Source organism: Streptomyces sp. NPDC030893 (genome assembly GCF_055571535.1).
The window spans coordinates 53,765-68,773 of record NZ_JBVIFC010000012.1 but is presented as its reverse complement, the minus strand read 5'-3'; the positions used below and the strand labels follow the sequence as shown (position 1 = coordinate 68,773).

Sequence of the window (15,009 nt, the reverse complement as noted above, 5' to 3'; positions counted from 1 at the left end):
CGCCCAAGGAAGGTCCCGCCATGACCGCTACGCGCGTAGATGCCGCATTGATCCGCCGCCTCCCCAAGGCCGTCCTGCACGACCACCTCGACGGCGGGCTGCGCCCCGCCACCGTCGTGGAACTGGCGGAGGCGGTCGGCCACACGCTGCCCACCACCGACCCCGACGAGCTCGCCGCCTGGTACGTCGAGGCCGCGAACTCCGGCGACCTGGTCCGCTACATAGCCACCTTCGAGCACACCCTCGCCGTGATGCAGACCCGCGAGGGTCTGCTGCGCACCGCCGAGGAGTACGTCCTCGACCTCGCCGCCGACGGCGTCGTCTACGGCGAGGTGCGCTACGCCCCCGAGCTGAACACCAGGGGCGGGCTGACGATGCGCGAGGTCGTGGAGACGGTCCAGGAAGGTCTCGCCGCCGGCATGGCCAAGGCGGCCGCCGCCGGGACGCCCGTCCGGGTGGGCACCCTGCTCTGCGGCATGCGGATGTTCGACCGCGTCCGTGAGGCCGCCGATCTGGCCGTCGCCTTCCGGGACGCCGGCGTCGTCGGCTTCGACATCGCCGGCGCCGAGGACGGCTTCCCGCCCGCCGACCACCTCGCCGCCTTCCGGCACCTGCGCGGCGAGAACGTGCCGTTCACCATCCACGCCGGCGAGGCCCACGGCCTGCCCAGCATCCACCAGGCCGTCCAGGTGTGCGGCGCCCAGCGCATCGGCCACGGGGTGCGGATCACCGAGGACATCGTGGAGGGCAAGCTCGGCCGTCTCGCCGCCTGGGTCCGCGACCGCCGGATCGCCCTGGAGATGTGCCCCACCTCCAACCTCCAGACCGGCGCCGCGACCTCGATCGCCGACCACCCGATCACCGCGCTCAAGGACCTCGGCTTCCGCGTCACCCTCAACACCGACAACCGTCTCGTCTCGGGCACCACCATGACCCGGGAGATGGCCCTGCTCGTCGAGCAGGCCGGCTGGACGGCCGAGGACCTGCGCACGGTCACGGTGAACGCCGTGAAGAGCGCGTTCCTGCCGTTCGACGAGCGCAACGCGCTGATCCGGGACGTGGTCCTGCCCGGCTACGACGCGGCGCTCTGAACCAGCCCGCGCGCGTACGCGGCCTGTCCGACGTGCTGGAGATCGTCGGACAGGACGCTGACCAGCCGTACGCCCAGGGTCACCGGGGGATCCCAGCCCTCGTCGATCACCCGTTCCAGGTCCTTGGCGGCCAGGGTGCGCAGCGCGCCCAGGGTCTGCTCGTGCACCGCGTCGTGATAGCCGGTCAGCAGGTCACCGGAGTCCACCCGCACCTTGGCGACCTGCGCCGAGGTGTGGCCGTACCCGGTGTCGTGGCGGGGCAGGCCGAGCCCGAGGCGCTGCTCCCAGCCCCCGGAGAGCCACACCTGGTCGAGGCCGAAGGCGTCGGCGATGTGGTCGTCCTGGACCCGGGTGAGGTGCCAGACCAGCCAGGCCACGGAGTTGGCGCCGGGCCCGGGCCGGGCGTTCAGCCCTTCGGGGTCCAGGCCCTCCACGGCGGCGTGGACCTCTTCGCGGACGCGGCCGAAGCCGTCGATGAGGATGTCCTTGGCATGCATGCCTCCCACCCTCGCGCATCCGGGCGCCTCACGCGTCCTCGGTGCTGCCGTCCAGCAGCGCCATCAGCGCCCGCGCCGCCGGGCTGGCCGTCCGCGGGGACGGCACCAGGGCGACCGTCTCGTACGCGGCCTCGCCGGTGTCCTTCAGCGGGAGCGCGGTGAGGGTCTCGCGCTTGTGCCGGAAGTGCCGCGGCACGACGGCGACCCCCAGGTCCTCGTCGACCAGGTCGAGCAGGCTGTGCACGTCGTTCACCTCCAGCGCCACCGTGCGCCGTACGCCCGCGGCGGCGAAGGCGGCGTCGGTGGCGCGGCGCGGACCCCAGTCGGGGTGGAAGTCGACGAACACCTCGCCGGCCAGGTCCCGCGGTGTCACCGGCGCCCCGGCCCGTGCCAGCCGGTGGTCCGGATGGCACAGCACGGTCATCGGCTCGCCGGTCAGGGGCAGCGACCGCAGCTGCTCCGGGTCCGTCTCCGTCCGGTAGACGAACGCCAGGTCCAGCCGGCCCGCCGCGACCTCCTCGGCCAGCGCCGCCGAGCCCCACTGCCGCAGCCGGATCTCCACATCGGGGTACCGCCGCCGGAACGCGGCGAGCAGCTGCGCCACGTGCACCCCGGCGATGCACTGCTCGGTGCCCAGCGCGAGGGTGCCGCGCAGAACCCCCTGCACCGCCGCCACCGCCTCGTGCGCCGCCCGCACCTGCGCCAGGATCCGCTCGGCCTCCGCCAGCAGCGCCCGCCCCGCCTCGGTGAGCGTCACCCTGCGGGTCGTCCGGACGAACAGCGGCGCGCGCAGCTCGCGCTCCAGGGAGCGGATGGAGGCGGACAGGCCCGACTGGGAGACCATCAGCCGCTCCGCCGCGCGGGTGAAGTGCCGGTCCTCGGCGACGGCGACGAAATGCCGGAGGTGACGCAGTTCCATGACCGAGAAGCGTATCCGCTGAATACCATCGGATTCTCCTGTTGGACCACTGCCCGCAGGTCACGGCAGAGTGGAGCAGCGGTTCGACGGAACCGCCCCGACAGGTGCCAACCCCTCTGGAGTCGCGTTGTACACCGCACACCCCGACCGCTACGCGGACATGCCCTACCGGCGCACCGGACGCAGCGGCCTGAAGCTCCCCGCGCTCTCGCTCGGCCTGTGGCACAACTTCGGACCCGACCGTCCCGCCGGGACCCAGCGCGCCATCCTGCGCCGCGCCTTCGACCTGGGCGTCACCCACTTCGACCTGGCCAACAACTACGGGCCGCCGCCCGGAGCGGCCGAAACCGCCCTCGGCGAGGCGCTGAGGGCCGACTTCGCGCCGTACCGCGACGAGCTGGTGGTCTCCACCAAGGCCGGCTACCTGATGTGGCCCGGCCCCTACGGCGAATGGGGTTCGCGCAAGTACCTGCTGTCCTCGCTGGACCGGAGCCTGAGCCGCATGGGCCTGGAGTACGTGGACATCTTCTACTCGCACCGCTTCGACCCCGAGACCCCGCTGGAGGAGACCATGGGTGCCCTGCACTCGGCGGTCCAGCAGGGCAAGGCGCTCTACGTCGGCGTGTCCAACTACTCGGCGGAGCAGACCCGCGAGGCCGCCCGCACCCTCGGCGAACTGGGCACCCCGCTGCTGATCAGCCAGCCGCGCTACTCGATGCTCGACCGCCGCCCGGAGGACGAGGGGCTGATGGACGCCCTGGACGAGCTCGGCGTCGGCTCCATCGCCTACTCCCCGCTGGAGCAGGGCCTGCTCACCGCCCGCTACCTCGACGGCATCCCCGAGGACTCCCGGGCCGCGAGCGACAGCCCCTTCCTGAACTCCGACGCCCTCACCGGGGAACTGGTGGGCCGGCTGCGGGAGCTCGACGAGATCGCCGCCTCCCGCGGCCAGACCCTGGCGCAGCTGGCGCTGTCCTGGGTGCTGCGCGGCGGGCGGCTGACCTCCGCGCTGGTCGGCGCGAGCAGCCCGGAGCAGCTCGAGGACAGCGTGGCCGCCACCCGCAACCTCGACTTCGCCGAGGACGAGCTGTCCCGCATCGACGCGGTGGTGAAGCGGTAGTCCCGGCCGGGCGACCGACCGGGCCGGGTGCCCTCGGAGAACACCCGGGGGACCGTGCGCCCCGTCGGTCGTCCGCCGCTGCCGAACCGTTTCGGCCACGCGTCGCCGTGAATATGCCAGGAGACTGGCCGGAAACTCATGGTGACAGTGATTCAGCGGTGAACATACTCGACAACGAGAGCGCTTCACACCGCGCGACGGCGCCCTCACGCACAGCACGCGAGCCCGGGGCGGGCAGCCGGCCCGTACCCGGCAGGCACGCGACGCAGCGGGGGAGGGAACGTGCACGACGAATTCCTGTGCCACGTCACGGCCTACGGCGTCTGCGACGGCCGGCGCATCGGCGTGCCGCTGGGCACCTACCGGGCGCCCACCCTCGCCCTCGCCCTGTGGTGGCTGCGCGACCGTGCCTCCTGGATCGCCGAGCGGCTCGACCCCCGGCCCGACACCGAGCACTTACCGCCGGGCGCGCTCGTCCCCGTCCCCGACGGCGTGCTCGACGTACCCGCCGTGCTGCGCGCCTGGTGCGCCGACGTGGCCCGACAGGAAGAGGTGGCCGAGGCGCTCGCCGCCGGACGCATGGTGCGGCTCGCCACCGGCGACGACACCACCGAGTACGAGCTGCTGGCCGAATCCGTGGACGCCCTGCGCATGCAGCGCGCCGCCCGCGTGCTCGGCGTCCCGGTCGCCTGACCCGGACCGCCCCCGCCGAGCGGGTCAGCGCTGCCGCCCGCCGTCACCCCGCCGGCGCACCGCCCGGGCCGCAGACGCCCCCGCGAACCCGGCGACCAGCCCCCACAGCAGCGCCAGTCCCAGGGCGCTCCCCAGCCGCGGCGTCAGCAGCACCTCGCCGGAGAACCCCTCGCCCAGATCGCCGATGCCGAGCACGGACAGACCGATCCGCGCGGAGATCCGGACCATGAGGCAGATCATCAGCACCGTCAGCGCCAGCGCGACCGCCAGGTGCACGGCGTGCCGCCAGACCCGGACGCCCGGCGGGGACAGGGCCGCCATCACGAACGCGACGGCCAGCAGCAGCACCGCGTCCACCACCAGCAGCCACCACCACTTGCCGCCGTCGTGCTCGACGAGCGTGCCCAGGTTCAGCTCGGAGACGTCAGGAGTGCGCAGCACCTCGTCGAGCACCCGCGGCACGGGCAGCCCGAAGGGCCCCTCCACCCTGCCGTCCCAGGTGGCCCCGAGCCCCACGGTCAGCGCGAGCCAGGCCACGTTGGGCAGCCCGAGCAGCATCACGGCGAACGTCTCCACCGGGTGGCCCCGGGTCGCGGCCACGACCAGCGCGACCACCAGAGCGATGACGACGGAGGCGAGCAGCAGCCGCAGCATCGCCCGCGCCGCGGGACGCGCCGACGTCTGAAAACGCAGCGGCCCGGCCGGCAACGGCGCGCCGCGGGACACCAGCAGCGCCACCAGCAGCACCCCCGCCAGCCACACCAGACCGATCAGGACGGTCAGCGGTACGTCCGCGGCGAAGCCGACCACCGGCCTGAACCCGAACAGCTCACCGAGGTCCCCGAGCGGCCCGTCCCCGAGCGGGATCTCGAAGGTGTGCCGCGCGGCGAGCGCCGGACCGATGAGCGCCGGCAGCCACAGCACGGCGATCCGCGCGGCCCACCCGTACAGTTCGGGCGCCCCCGCGACCGCCCGGTGACGCAGCGGACGCAGGAACCCCCACCCGGCCACCAGCGCCCCGGTGAGCGTGACGGACAGCGGGATCACCGCCAGACCGCCCTCCGTGCCGGCCAGTCCGCCCGCGTCCCCGGAGAGCCGCACCGTGCCGCCGACGGCCGTCACCACGGTCGCCGCGAGCACCTGGGGGAAGGCACCGCCCGGCAGGTCCGCCGCACCGGCCGCCCACAGCCCGAGCGCGGCCACCGCGCCCATGGCGGCCAGCGTGCCGAGGACCGTGGCGAGGGCCTGCGCCCAGCCGTGGCGGGAGACCGCGGGGCCGAAGGAGGTGGGTGCGCTCACGTGGGCACGCTAAGCAGCACCGGGCGGTGCCGCCCGCCGGGAGGTCCGTCCGCGCGCCGCGGACCCGTCGTTCGGGTCAGGTGGCGGACACCCGGTGACCGACCGCCGGGCGTGGCCGGGCGCGGATCACCAGGGCGTGGTCGCCGAGGCCCAGCAGGCGGTCGGGAGACAGCTCGCCGAGCGTCGTCAGGACCGCCTCGACGCGGGCGGTGACCGGATCGAACGCCGCGTCGAGCACCGTGCCGCGCTCCTCACCGCACTCCGTGAGCACCCGGCTGCCCACCAGCTCGTGATGGGGCGGGACCTCGTCCGGGCCGCCGGCGGAGCGGGCCACCAGCATGCCGGGGCCGGCCGTGCCCAGGGCGGCCCAGGCCACCACCGCGTCCCGGCGCAGCCGCCCGCGCGCCATCCGCACGTACGTCACCCGCCAGGGCGCCCCGGCGACGGTCAGCGCCCGCACCACGCCGACACGGCCGGCGCCGCCCGGAAGGAGCACGGGCAGCCCCCGCACCCGGGAGAACAGCATCATCGGGCCGCACCCCTCCCACGGCCGTGGTGGGCGACGGCCCCGGGCAGGTCGTCGGTGACGTACGTCGTCGCGTGCGCCGGGATCACCAGCGTCCGGCCGCTGACGCTCAGCACCTCGCCCCGGGGGATGTACGCCCGGTGCCTGCGGTGCCGGGAGCCGTGCACCAGCTCCCGGTGCGCCGCCAGCCGGAAGGCGACGAGCCGGCCACTGGTGCCGCCCTCGACCAGGACGTCGAGCACCGTCCCCACCGTCTCGCCCTCCTCGGTCAGCACCTGCGCCCCGAGCAGCCGTCCGCGCACCGCCTCGCGGCGCGCCGCCGACAGCGGCAGGTCGCACAGCGCCCCCGCGTCGCGCACCATGACCGCGTGCCGGCCCAGGCAGTGCACCGCCGGCCAGGGCAGATCCCGTGGCAGGGGCCCCGACAGCAGGGTCCGGCCGGTCAGCGTGAAGCCGGCGATCCGCTCGGCCCGGGGGTCGAAGACGGTGTCCTTCACGTGGGCCAGGGCGTCGCCGCCCAGCGTCACCACGGGCAGCGTCGAAAGGCTCCGCACCGCCGTCAGTTCGTTCATGGCACGCCCTTCCGCCGGACCTGGCGAAAGGGCGGGTTCCCCATGGCACCGGGCCGAACACGGATCAGGTGGACTGCGCCGCCGGAGTCGGGGTACCAGGACTGGTGCAGATCACCGGCCGGGCCGGCTTCGCAGAGAGAAAACGCATGACCTATCACTTGGACGGGGCAGTGATACCGACTGGCTTCGACGTGCCCGTGGAACCGCTGCGGCGGGCGGCACACTTCACCGGCGAGCCGGGATGCATCGCCGAGGCGCGGGCCTTCGCCGCGGAATTCCTCCAGCAGCTCAGGACCGAGTGGTGCGCCGGCATCGACGCACGCTCCGACGGCGCGGTGCAGCTGGTGGTGAGCGAACTGGTCACCAACGCGGACCGGCACAGCGAGGGCCCGTACATCCTGGAGCTGGAGGGCACGGACACCTCGATCACCGTGGCCGTCTACGACAGCAGCGCCACCCTTCCCCGCGTCTTCCCCCGTGACCCCGAGCGGGTCGGACGCCACGGTCTGGAGATCGTCCGGGCGCTCGCGCTGGACGTCGGGGTGGAACGCGTGCCGGTCGGCAAGCGCGTACGCGCCGTACTGCCCCTCGACGCGGGCTGACCCCGCGCCGGTCCGCTCCCGCCCCGTCAGGCGCAGCCGAGTTCGCCCAGCATCCCTTCGCGCAGACGGGTGATGATCCGCTTGATCAGACGGGACACGTGCATCTGCGAGCAGCCGAGGCGCTCACCGATCTCCGCCTGGGTGGCCTCCTCCACGAACCGCAGATGGATGATCTCGCGGTCGCGTTCGCTGAGCTCGGCCATGAGCGGCGCGAGCGTGTGGAAGTCCTCGACGAGCCGCATCCCCTCCTCCTCGACCCCGATGAAGTCGGCGAGGACGGCTTCGCCGTGCTCCGGCCCGTCACCGGTGAGCGCGGCGTCCAGCGACGAGGAGTTGTACCCGTTCGCAGCGATCTGGCCCTCGACGACCTGCTGCTCCGTGATGTTCATCAGGGTGGCCAGCTCGGCGACCGTGGGCTCCCGGTCCAGCCTGCTGGCGAGCTCCTCGCGGGCCCTGGCCAGCTCGACCCGCAGCTCCTGGAGCCGCCGCGGCACATGCACGGCCCAGGTGGTGTCGCGGAAGAACCGCTTGATCTCGCCCACGATGTACGGCAGCGCGAAGGAGGTGAACTCCACCTCGCGGGACAGCTCGAACCGGTCGATCGCCTTGATCAGGCCGATCATGCCGGTCTGCACGATGTCGTCCATGTCGTCGCCCCGGCCGCGGAACCGCCCGGCCGCGAACCGCACGAGGGACATGTTCATCTCGATGAGGACGTTGCGCGCGTACTGGTACTCGTGCGTGCCCTCCTGAAGGTCCGCCATACGCCGGAAGAACTGCCGGGACAGCTCCCTCGCGTCGCGCGGAGCGACCGTCCGGGGGTCGATGTCCCACAGGTTCCCGCCACCCGTCCCGGCCTCGGCGCGCTCGTCGACTCCCTGTGCCTGCGACCGGATCACGGCGGTCTTCATTTCCTCTCCCCACGAACGTCACGGCTGCCCATGTGCCTGAGCCTCGCGAGTACCCAGCACGTGCCGACCCATGCACACCGGTTTCCCGATCGGTCCGGAACACGGTGCGCACCGGTCGTCCACGTCCACGTTCCGAGCGTACGCCGAAGCATCGCGCGGGGCAGCGCGACGCGGGGCGCCGGACGTCTTCACTCAGGGCGGAACGCCGCTCCCTTCCCCTCCGGGCCGTGATTCCTAGGCTGGGCGGGTGACCAGTCAAGCGCCGGATCGAGCGCCGAACCAGGCCCGTGTCATCCCCCTGCGACCCGAGGGGGCCCGCCCGGCCCCCGCACCCCCGCCCAGAGAGCCGCTCTGGCGCGACCTCGTCGGCGACGTGCTGCGCAGGGAGCGGCTCGCCCAGGAGCGGACGCTGAAGGACGTCGCCGACGCGGCCCGGATCTCCATGCCCTATCTCTCGGAGGTGGAGCGGGGCCGCAAGGAGGCCTCCTCGGAGGTCCTCGCGGCCGCCGCCCGGGCGCTCGGTCTCGGCCTCGGCGATCTGCTGTCCCGGGCCCACGGCGAACTGCTCCGCGTCACCTCCCGGCGGGCCCCCGCCTCCCGGGCCGTGCCCGGCTCGGGACCGCACGGCGGACTGTGCCTGGCCGCCTGACCCGCACCCGGCGCCTCACACCCCGGTCAGGCGCCGGGCCAGCACCTCGTCGGCCAGGCCGTACGCCACGGCCTCCTCGGCGCTGAACACCTTGTCGCGGTCCATGTCCGCCCGCAGGGTCGCCACGTCGTGACCGGTGTGCCGGGACAGCACCTCCTCCACCTGGGACCGGATCCGCAGCATCTCCTTGGCCCTGAGCGACAGATCGGACGCCGTGCCGCGCGCCCCGCCCGCGGCCGGCTGCCCGAGCAGCACCCGCGCGTGTTCCAGCACGAACCGCCGTCCCGGGTCCCCGCCGGCCAGCAGCACGGCCGCCGTGGAGGCCGCCTGCCCGACACAGAACGTCGACACCGGTGCCTGTACGAACGTCATCGTGTCGTAGATCGCCATGAGCGAGGTGAAGGAGCCGCCGGGGGAGTTGATGTACACCGCGATCTCGCTCTCCGGGGCCGCCGACTCCAAATGGAGCAGCTGGGCGATGACGACATTGGCGACGCCGTCGTCGATCTCCGTCCCGAGGAAGACGATCCGCTCGGAGAGCAGCCTGCTGAACACGTCGTAGGACCGCTCGCCCCGCGGGGTGCGCTCGACGACGTGCGGAATCGTGTACGAACCCCTCACTGCAACCCCGCCCTGCGCCGTGTCGCGGCCGGACGGACGTCGTCCAGCGACTCCACCACCCGGTCGACCATCCCGTACTCCCTGGCCTGTTCGGCGGTGAACCAGCGGTCCCGGTCGCCGTCCCGGGAGATGGTCTCCGGGGTCTGTCCGGTGTGTTCGGCGGTGATCCGTTCGATGGTCCGCTTGGTGAACTCCAGGTTCTCCGCCTGGATCTCGATGTCGGCGGTGGTGCCGCCGATGCCGCCCGACGGCTGGTGCATCATGACGCGCGCGTTCGGCAGGGCGTAGCGCTTGCCCGGCGTCCCGACGCACAGCAGGAACTGGCCCATGCTGGCCGCGAAGCCCATCGCCAGCGTGGAGACGTCGTTGGGGATCAGCCGCATGGTGTCGTAGATGGCCAGCCCCGCGTGCACCGAGCCGCCGGGGCTGTTGATGTACAGGCTGATGTCGGTGCGGCGGTCCTCGGCGGACAGGATCAGCAGCTGCGCGCAGACGCGGTTCGCGGAGACCTCGTCGACCTGGGTGCCCAGCAGCACGATCCGCTGCGCCAGCAACTGGGCGGCGAGATGGTCGTCGTACCGGGTCGGCGGGGTGTCGCCCTCCTCGGCCCGGGGCAGCGGGGCCGGCCGGGGGACGGCGGTGAGTGGAGACATCGGCGCTCCTGGTGGTCGCTGGTTCGCTACGCGGCCGGGAGTGACCGCGTGCCTCCACTGTCGACCGGCGAACGGGCCGGGCGGTGGGATCTCTGCCCGTGGCAGATTCGCCACGGGCAGAGCGCCCGCCCGGTTCCGGGGAAGGCCACCGGAGCGATTTCCCGCCGCGGCGATGAGTTCCGGAGCGCGCGGCGGTCGACACTGATGACCGCGTTCCGCACCCAGGAGGTACTCATGACCATCGACGGATTCACCACGTGTCTCTGGTACGACGGCCAGGCCGAGGAGGCCGCGAACTTCTACGTCTCGGTCTTCGAGAACTCGAGCGTCGGCGACATCGTCCGGAACACGGGCGCCACGCCCGGCACCGAGGGCTCCGTGCTCACCGTCGAGTTCACGGCCAACGGCCAGAAGTTCGTCGCCCTGAACGGCGGCCCCGAGTTCACGTTCAACGAGGCGGTCTCCTTCCAGCTGGACTGCGCCGACCAGGCGGAGATCGACCACTACTGGGAGAAGCTCGTCGAGGGCGGCGGCGAACACGGGCCCTGCGGCTGGCTCAAGGACCGGTTCGGCGTCTCCTGGCAGGTCAACGCGGTGCGGCTGACCGAGATGATCGGCGACCCCGACCGGCGGAAGGCCGACCGCGCCCTGAAGGCGATGATGACGATGAGCAAGCTGGACATCGCGGAGCTGGAGAAGGCGTACGCCGGGGAATGACGGCGTACTCCCCGGTCAGGGCGCTCGGCCCGCGCGGGCGTGGGCGCCGATCGCCCGGGTGATCTCCCGAGCGATGCGCAGGATGCCGGGGGAGGGGACCGGGCACGGCCTGGGCGTGGACGTCGTCGGTGCCAGGCAGAAGTGCAGGGGGTCGTCGTCCCGGTGCAGGGCGGTCCGGTCCTGGCCGGGCCGGGTGCAGTAGTCCGGGTGGGCGCGCTCGTGGGCGTCGCACGGCAGGTACTGCGCCCAGGTGTACCGGGCCCCCGCCGGGCTCACCGCCTTCCCGGCGTCCGCGACGAGGTCGCCGGAGCCGGCGGCCCGCCGCTCGTAGAGCGCGTTCACCTCGCGCACCCGCTCGGGTGCGACCGGGTCCGGGCCCTGCAGCACCCAGACGATCCGCGGTCCGCTGCTCCCGCCCGCCGCGCGGATCTGCTCGGTCAGGCGCCGAGCGTCGGCCGCGTACCGCTCGAGGTACCGCTCCCGCGAGGTGTCGTAGGTGATCCCGTCCATGCACGGTGTGTAGCCCCAGGAGTTGCCCCAGAACTGCAGCACCACGTAGTCCGGCCGCAGCTCGCGCACCAGCGCCGCCGCCTTGTCCGCCGCCGGCACCAGGGAGCGCCCGGCGGACCCCTCCAGGTAGTCGCAGACGGTGGTGCCCGAGTAGGGGGCGCTCGTGTAGTCGGACCGCAGCCGTCCTCGCAGCTCCTCCCCGAGCACCTCCTGGCTCTCCATCGCCAGGGAGTCCCCGAGGTACAGCACCTTCGGCGGGTCCACGGCCGGGGCGGGGTCGGCGGGCGGCCGCCGGTGCGTGGTGGCCGACGGCTCCGGGGAGGCGGCCGGGGGCGGCCCGGCCTCCGGTCCGGACGACGGATCGGCGCACGCGCCGAGCAGCACGGCGGCGAGCACGACGGACACGGTCCACGGTCTGCGCATACGGCGGCCCCCCTGCCGGAAACGGCCACCCAGACAAGCACTGCCGGGGCCCGTGGGGAAGGGACACGCCAGGACCGGCCGTTTCCGGCGCGCGGCCGGGGACCGCGGTGGCTGGCGCTGAGGAAGCGGACCGACCACCCCGTCCGGAGAGGGCCGCAGCCATGGCCGTATCACCCGAAGGGGCCCCGTGCTGGGCCGACGCGATGTTCGACGACATCGAGGGAGCGGAGAGCTTCTACGGCGATGTCCTGGGCTGGCCCTTCGGCGAGACGTCGTCGGAGTTCGGCGACTACACCCAGGCCTACGCCGGCGGCAGGGCGGTCGCCGCCGTCGTACCGCCCATGCCGGGCCAGGAGGGCACCTCGCGGTGGTGCCTCTGCTTCGCCGCCCGGGACGCCGCCGCGACCGCCGCCCGGATCCGCGACAACGGCGGCGAGCTGCTGATGGAGCCGATGCGGGTCGGCGACTTCGGCACCATGTGCCTCGCCCGCGACCCCGGCGGGGTCGTCCTCGGCCTCTGGCAGGCCGGCACCCACGAGGGTTTCGAGGCGATGGCCGAACCCGGCGCGTACTGCTGGGCCGAGGTCTTCACCCGTGAGCCGGAGAAGTCCGACGCGTTCTTCCCCGCCGTCTTCTCCTCCCGCTCCCGGCGGCTCGAGGACGAGACGGACTTCCGGATCTACGACCTGGGGGAGCGCAGCGTGCTCGGCCGGATGCGGATGACGGACGACTTCCCGCCCGACGTGCCGCCGTACATCAACGTCTACTTCACCGTCGCGGACTGCGACGAGGCGGTGACCCGGGCGACCGGGCGCGGCGGCGTGCTGCGGTTCGGCCCGATGGACACGCCGTTCGGGCGGTACGCGGCGCTCGGCGACCCGCAGGGCGCGGACTTCTCGGTGATCGACATCACCGCCACCACGGGCGAGATGCCGGAGATCACCGACGTGGACTGAGCGGCGGCGGGCCGTCCGCCCGGTCATGGCATGATCGGGCGCATGCGTGAACGTGTTGTGGCCGCGTGCGACGGGGCTTCGAAGGGAAACCCGGGGCCCGCCGGCTGGGCCTGGGTGGTCGCCGACGCGTCGGAGACGCCGGTCCGCTGGGAGGCGGGCGCGCTGGGCAGGGCCACCAACAACGTCGCCGAACTCACCGCGCTGGAGCGGCTGCTGGCGGCGACCGACCCTGCCGTGCCGCTCGAGGTCCGGATGGACTCGCAGTACGCCATGAAGGCCGTCACCACCTGGCTGCCCGGCTGGAAGCGCAACGGCTGGCGCACGGCGGCCGGCAAACCGGTCGCCAACCAGGAACTCGTCGTCCGTATCGACGGTCTCCTCCAGGACCGCTCGGTGGAGTTCCGCTACGTGCCCGCCCACCAGGCCGACGGCGACCGGCTGAACGACTTCGCCGACCGCGCGGCCAGTCAGGCGGCCACCGTCCAGGAGGACGCCGGCAGCGAACTGGGCTCCCCCGAGCCGCCGGCCGCCCCCGACCGCCCGGCGGGCGGCGCGGCCGGGCGCGGGTCCGGCGGCTCGAAGCCTCCGCGGCAGCGCGGCGGCGGATCGTCGTCCCGCACGATCAAGGCGAAGTTCCCGGGCCGCTGCCCCTGCGGACGCTCCTACGCGGCCGGCGAGTCCATCGCCAGGAGCGACAAGGGCTGGGGCCACCCCGGGTGCCGGACCGCCGCCGGCGCCTGACCGGGCCCGCTCAGACGTCGAACGTGTAGTGGGGGGTGTGGTCCAGCAGCTCCGCCGGCGTGGTGTCGTGCCAGGGGCGCATGGTCTCGTCCTGGTCGACGACGTCGGGGGTCCCGGCGGCCGGCAGATAGCCGGAACCGGGGTGACGGCGCTGCCACTCGGCCCACAGTTTGTCGATGAAGGCGTGGTGCAGCCAGAACGCCGGGTCGTTGGGGGACACGCCGGTGGCCATGTGCCCGCCGACCCACACATGGACCCGGTTGTGCAGATCGACCCCGCGCCAGCCCTCCAGATGGTTGCGGAAACCGTCCGAGCCGCTGTTCCAGGGCGGCATGTCGTAGACGGGCATCGCCAGTACGGACTCCACCTCCGCGCGCGTCGGCAGGGAGCGGCCGCCCGCGCCGAGCGCGCGCCTGAGATACGTGCGGCCGTCCACCCGCACGGCGATCGGCCAGTCGCCGGTGGAGGCGGCGAACGGCCCGTCCATCACCCGGCCGTCCCGGCCGCGGCCGGTGCCGCCGAGGAAGTCGGGCGCCCACAGCGAGGAACGCGCCCCGTTGCCGTCGTCGCCGGTCCAGTCCCAGTACGGCAGCGCCACCGACGCGTCCACCGACTGCAGCGCCCGCTCGAACTCCAGCAGGAACCTGCGGTGCCAGGGGAGGAAGGACGGTGAGCGGTGCCCCGTCCGCTCGCCGTGGTCGGTGTCGGACACGATGAAGGCGTTGTGTGTGGTGACGAACTCGTCGTAACGGCCGCTGCGTTTGAGTTCCAGCAGCGCGGCGACGAAACGGCGCTTCTCCTCGGCGGTCAGGCTCGCCTGGTTCCTGCGGACGGTCATGGTGCGGGGTGCTCCCGACGTGCTCGCGGTGACGGTCGGTCGGCGGGGAAGGGCAGCAGCGGCGCGCCCTGCAGCTCGTCCACCGCGGCACGGGCGGCGGCGCGCGGGGTGGGGACCGGGTCGTAGTGGCTGACGACGCTGATCCAGCTTCCGTCGGCGTTCCGCATCACGTGCAGTTCCACGTCGTCGACGAACACGGCGTAACCGGGCCCGTGGTGGTGAGGGCCACCGCTTCCGGTCGGGCCGCCCCGGATGCGGCGGCCCCGGTAGACCTCGTCGAAGTCCGCGGGGGAGCCGTGGCGGTGGCCGTCGTCCCCGGCGGCGGAAGCGGGTGGGGCGAGGGCCGGCGGGGCGCCCACGGCGGCGGTGAGGGCGGCCGCCGTGCCGAGCACACGACGGCGGCTGAGTTCCGGCATACGGAGCTCCTGGGGTCGATTCCGGATCATGACCTTGCATGCTTACCGCCGGTGCGGGTAACGGGAGAAATCCCGCCGGGTCGGTTGGCCCCGATCCGGGCAATTCCCTTTATGTCGTACAGTCTTGAACGAAGATGATCTTGCTGTGCGAGGAGGGGGCGGAGTGCCGGAAGGGGAAATTCCGCTCCGTGCGGGACCCCCGCCGGACGATCCTCCACGGGCGGTGTGCGGTGTGTGGTCCGCGTCACGCCGGGA

At 73.2% G+C, this 15,009-nt stretch carries 19 protein-coding genes; 8 read left to right on the top strand and 11 right to left on the bottom strand.

All coding sequences use genetic code 11. From position 1 onward, the window contains the following. Positions 1–20: 20 nt before the first annotated feature. Entirely contained in the window at positions 21–1,091 is a 1,071-nt protein-coding gene (locus ACZ434_RS22215; RefSeq protein ID WP_468458420.1) for an adenosine deaminase, read from the top strand. On the opposite strand, the gene ACZ434_RS22210 is transcribed toward ACZ434_RS22215, so the two are convergent. Together ACZ434_RS22210 and ACZ434_RS22205 are read right to left on the bottom strand one after the other, a co-directional pair. After that, positions 1,073–1,588: a mycothiol transferase gene (locus tag ACZ434_RS22210; RefSeq protein WP_468458418.1), complete on the bottom strand. Its 516-nt coding sequence runs from the start codon at positions 1,586–1,588 to the stop codon at positions 1,073–1,075. The genes ACZ434_RS22215 and ACZ434_RS22210 overlap by 19 nt on opposite strands. Before the next feature lie 28 nt (positions 1,589–1,616). After that, a complete protein-coding gene (locus tag ACZ434_RS22205) occupies positions 1,617–2,507 on the bottom strand; it encodes a LysR family transcriptional regulator (RefSeq protein ID WP_468458415.1) in 891 nt (296 codons plus the stop codon). 127 nt (positions 2,508–2,634) lie between these two features. Between ACZ434_RS22205 and mgrA the strand changes: the two genes are divergently transcribed. Then, complete coding sequence (mgrA, locus tag ACZ434_RS22200; RefSeq protein ID WP_468458413.1) at positions 2,635–3,627, top strand: L-glyceraldehyde 3-phosphate reductase; 993 nt, start codon at positions 2,635–2,637, stop codon at positions 3,625–3,627. Between the two features lie 282 nt (positions 3,628–3,909). Continuing rightward, positions 3,910–4,320, top strand: coding sequence for a hypothetical protein (locus ACZ434_RS22195; protein WP_468458411.1), 411 nt, complete (start codon positions 3,910–3,912; stop codon positions 4,318–4,320). 24 nt (positions 4,321–4,344) lie between these two features. On the opposite strand, the gene ACZ434_RS22190 is transcribed toward ACZ434_RS22195, so the two are convergent. The 3 genes from ACZ434_RS22190 to ACZ434_RS22180 all read right to left on the bottom strand — a co-directional run bounded on the left by ACZ434_RS22190 (position 4,345) and on the right by ACZ434_RS22180 (position 6,717). Then, positions 4,345–5,619, bottom strand: a complete 1,275-nt coding sequence (locus tag ACZ434_RS22190) for a streptophobe family protein (protein ID WP_468458409.1) — start codon at positions 5,617–5,619, stop codon at positions 4,345–4,347. 76 nt (positions 5,620–5,695) lie between these two features. Continuing rightward, positions 5,696–6,148, bottom strand: a complete 453-nt coding sequence (locus tag ACZ434_RS22185; RefSeq protein ID WP_468458407.1) for a PRC-barrel domain-containing protein — start codon at positions 6,146–6,148, stop codon at positions 5,696–5,698. Next, positions 6,145–6,717, bottom strand: coding sequence for a PRC-barrel domain-containing protein (locus tag ACZ434_RS22180; protein ID WP_468458405.1), 573 nt, complete (start codon positions 6,715–6,717; stop codon positions 6,145–6,147). Before ACZ434_RS22180 ends, ACZ434_RS22185 begins: the two co-directional genes overlap by 4 nt. 146 nt (positions 6,718–6,863) lie before the next feature. On the opposite strand from ACZ434_RS22180, the gene ACZ434_RS22175 reads away from it, so the two are divergent. After that, positions 6,864–7,319, top strand: a complete 456-nt coding sequence (locus ACZ434_RS22175) for an ATP-binding protein (RefSeq protein ID WP_468458403.1) — start codon at positions 6,864–6,866, stop codon at positions 7,317–7,319. A gap of 26 nt (positions 7,320–7,345) precedes the next feature. On the opposite strand, the gene ACZ434_RS22170 is transcribed toward ACZ434_RS22175, so the two are convergent. Continuing rightward, a complete protein-coding gene (locus ACZ434_RS22170; protein WP_468458401.1) occupies positions 7,346–8,230 on the bottom strand; it encodes an RNA polymerase sigma factor SigF in 885 nt (294 codons plus the stop codon). Positions 8,231–8,477: 247 nt separating this feature from the next. Between ACZ434_RS22170 and ACZ434_RS22165 the strand changes: the two genes are divergently transcribed. Beyond that, positions 8,478–8,879, top strand: coding sequence for a helix-turn-helix domain-containing protein (locus ACZ434_RS22165; RefSeq protein WP_468458399.1), 402 nt, complete (start codon positions 8,478–8,480; stop codon positions 8,877–8,879). A 15-nt stretch (positions 8,880–8,894) separates the two neighbouring features. Here ACZ434_RS22165 and ACZ434_RS22160 read toward each other — a convergent pair whose 3' ends face one another. Both ACZ434_RS22160 and ACZ434_RS22155 read right to left on the bottom strand, forming a co-directional pair. Next, entirely contained in the window at positions 8,895–9,500 is a 606-nt protein-coding gene (locus tag ACZ434_RS22160) for a ClpP family protease (protein WP_468458397.1), read from the bottom strand. After that, positions 9,497–10,153: an ATP-dependent Clp protease proteolytic subunit gene (locus ACZ434_RS22155; protein ID WP_468458395.1), complete on the bottom strand. Its 657-nt coding sequence runs from the start codon at positions 10,151–10,153 to the stop codon at positions 9,497–9,499. The genes ACZ434_RS22160 and ACZ434_RS22155 overlap by 4 nt, the downstream gene beginning before the upstream one ends. Positions 10,154–10,387: 234 nt before the next feature. Here ACZ434_RS22155 and ACZ434_RS22150 point away from each other — a divergent pair, with 234 nt between their 5' ends. Beyond that, a complete protein-coding gene (locus ACZ434_RS22150) occupies positions 10,388–10,870 on the top strand; it encodes a VOC family protein (RefSeq protein WP_468458393.1) in 483 nt (160 codons plus the stop codon). 15 nt (positions 10,871–10,885) lie between these two features. On the opposite strand, the gene ACZ434_RS22145 is transcribed toward ACZ434_RS22150, so the two are convergent. Then, the gene (locus tag ACZ434_RS22145) at positions 10,886–11,803 is read right to left on the bottom strand and encodes an SGNH/GDSL hydrolase family protein (protein ID WP_468458391.1); all 918 of its coding nucleotides are present in this window, start codon (positions 11,801–11,803) and stop codon (positions 10,886–10,888) included. A gap of 161 nt (positions 11,804–11,964) precedes the next feature. On the opposite strand from ACZ434_RS22145, the gene ACZ434_RS22140 reads away from it, so the two are divergent. Next, positions 11,965–12,759: a VOC family protein gene (locus ACZ434_RS22140; protein WP_468458389.1), complete on the top strand. Its 795-nt coding sequence runs from the start codon at positions 11,965–11,967 to the stop codon at positions 12,757–12,759. 30 nt (positions 12,760–12,789) lie between these two features. Beyond that, a complete protein-coding gene (locus tag ACZ434_RS22135) occupies positions 12,790–13,500 on the top strand; it encodes a ribonuclease H family protein (RefSeq protein WP_468458387.1) in 711 nt (236 codons plus the stop codon). Positions 13,501–13,510: 10 nt separating this feature from the next. Here ACZ434_RS22135 and melC2 read toward each other — a convergent pair whose 3' ends face one another. Together melC2 and melC1 are read right to left on the bottom strand one after the other, a co-directional pair. Next, a complete protein-coding gene (gene melC2, locus ACZ434_RS22130) occupies positions 13,511–14,338 on the bottom strand; it encodes a tyrosinase MelC2 (RefSeq protein WP_468458385.1) in 828 nt (275 codons plus the stop codon). Beyond that, positions 14,335–14,754, bottom strand: coding sequence for an apotyrosinase chaperone MelC1 (melC1, locus tag ACZ434_RS22125; protein WP_468458383.1), 420 nt, complete (start codon positions 14,752–14,754; stop codon positions 14,335–14,337). The genes melC2 and melC1 overlap by 4 nt, the downstream gene beginning before the upstream one ends. Positions 14,755–15,009: the final 255 nt, after the last annotated feature.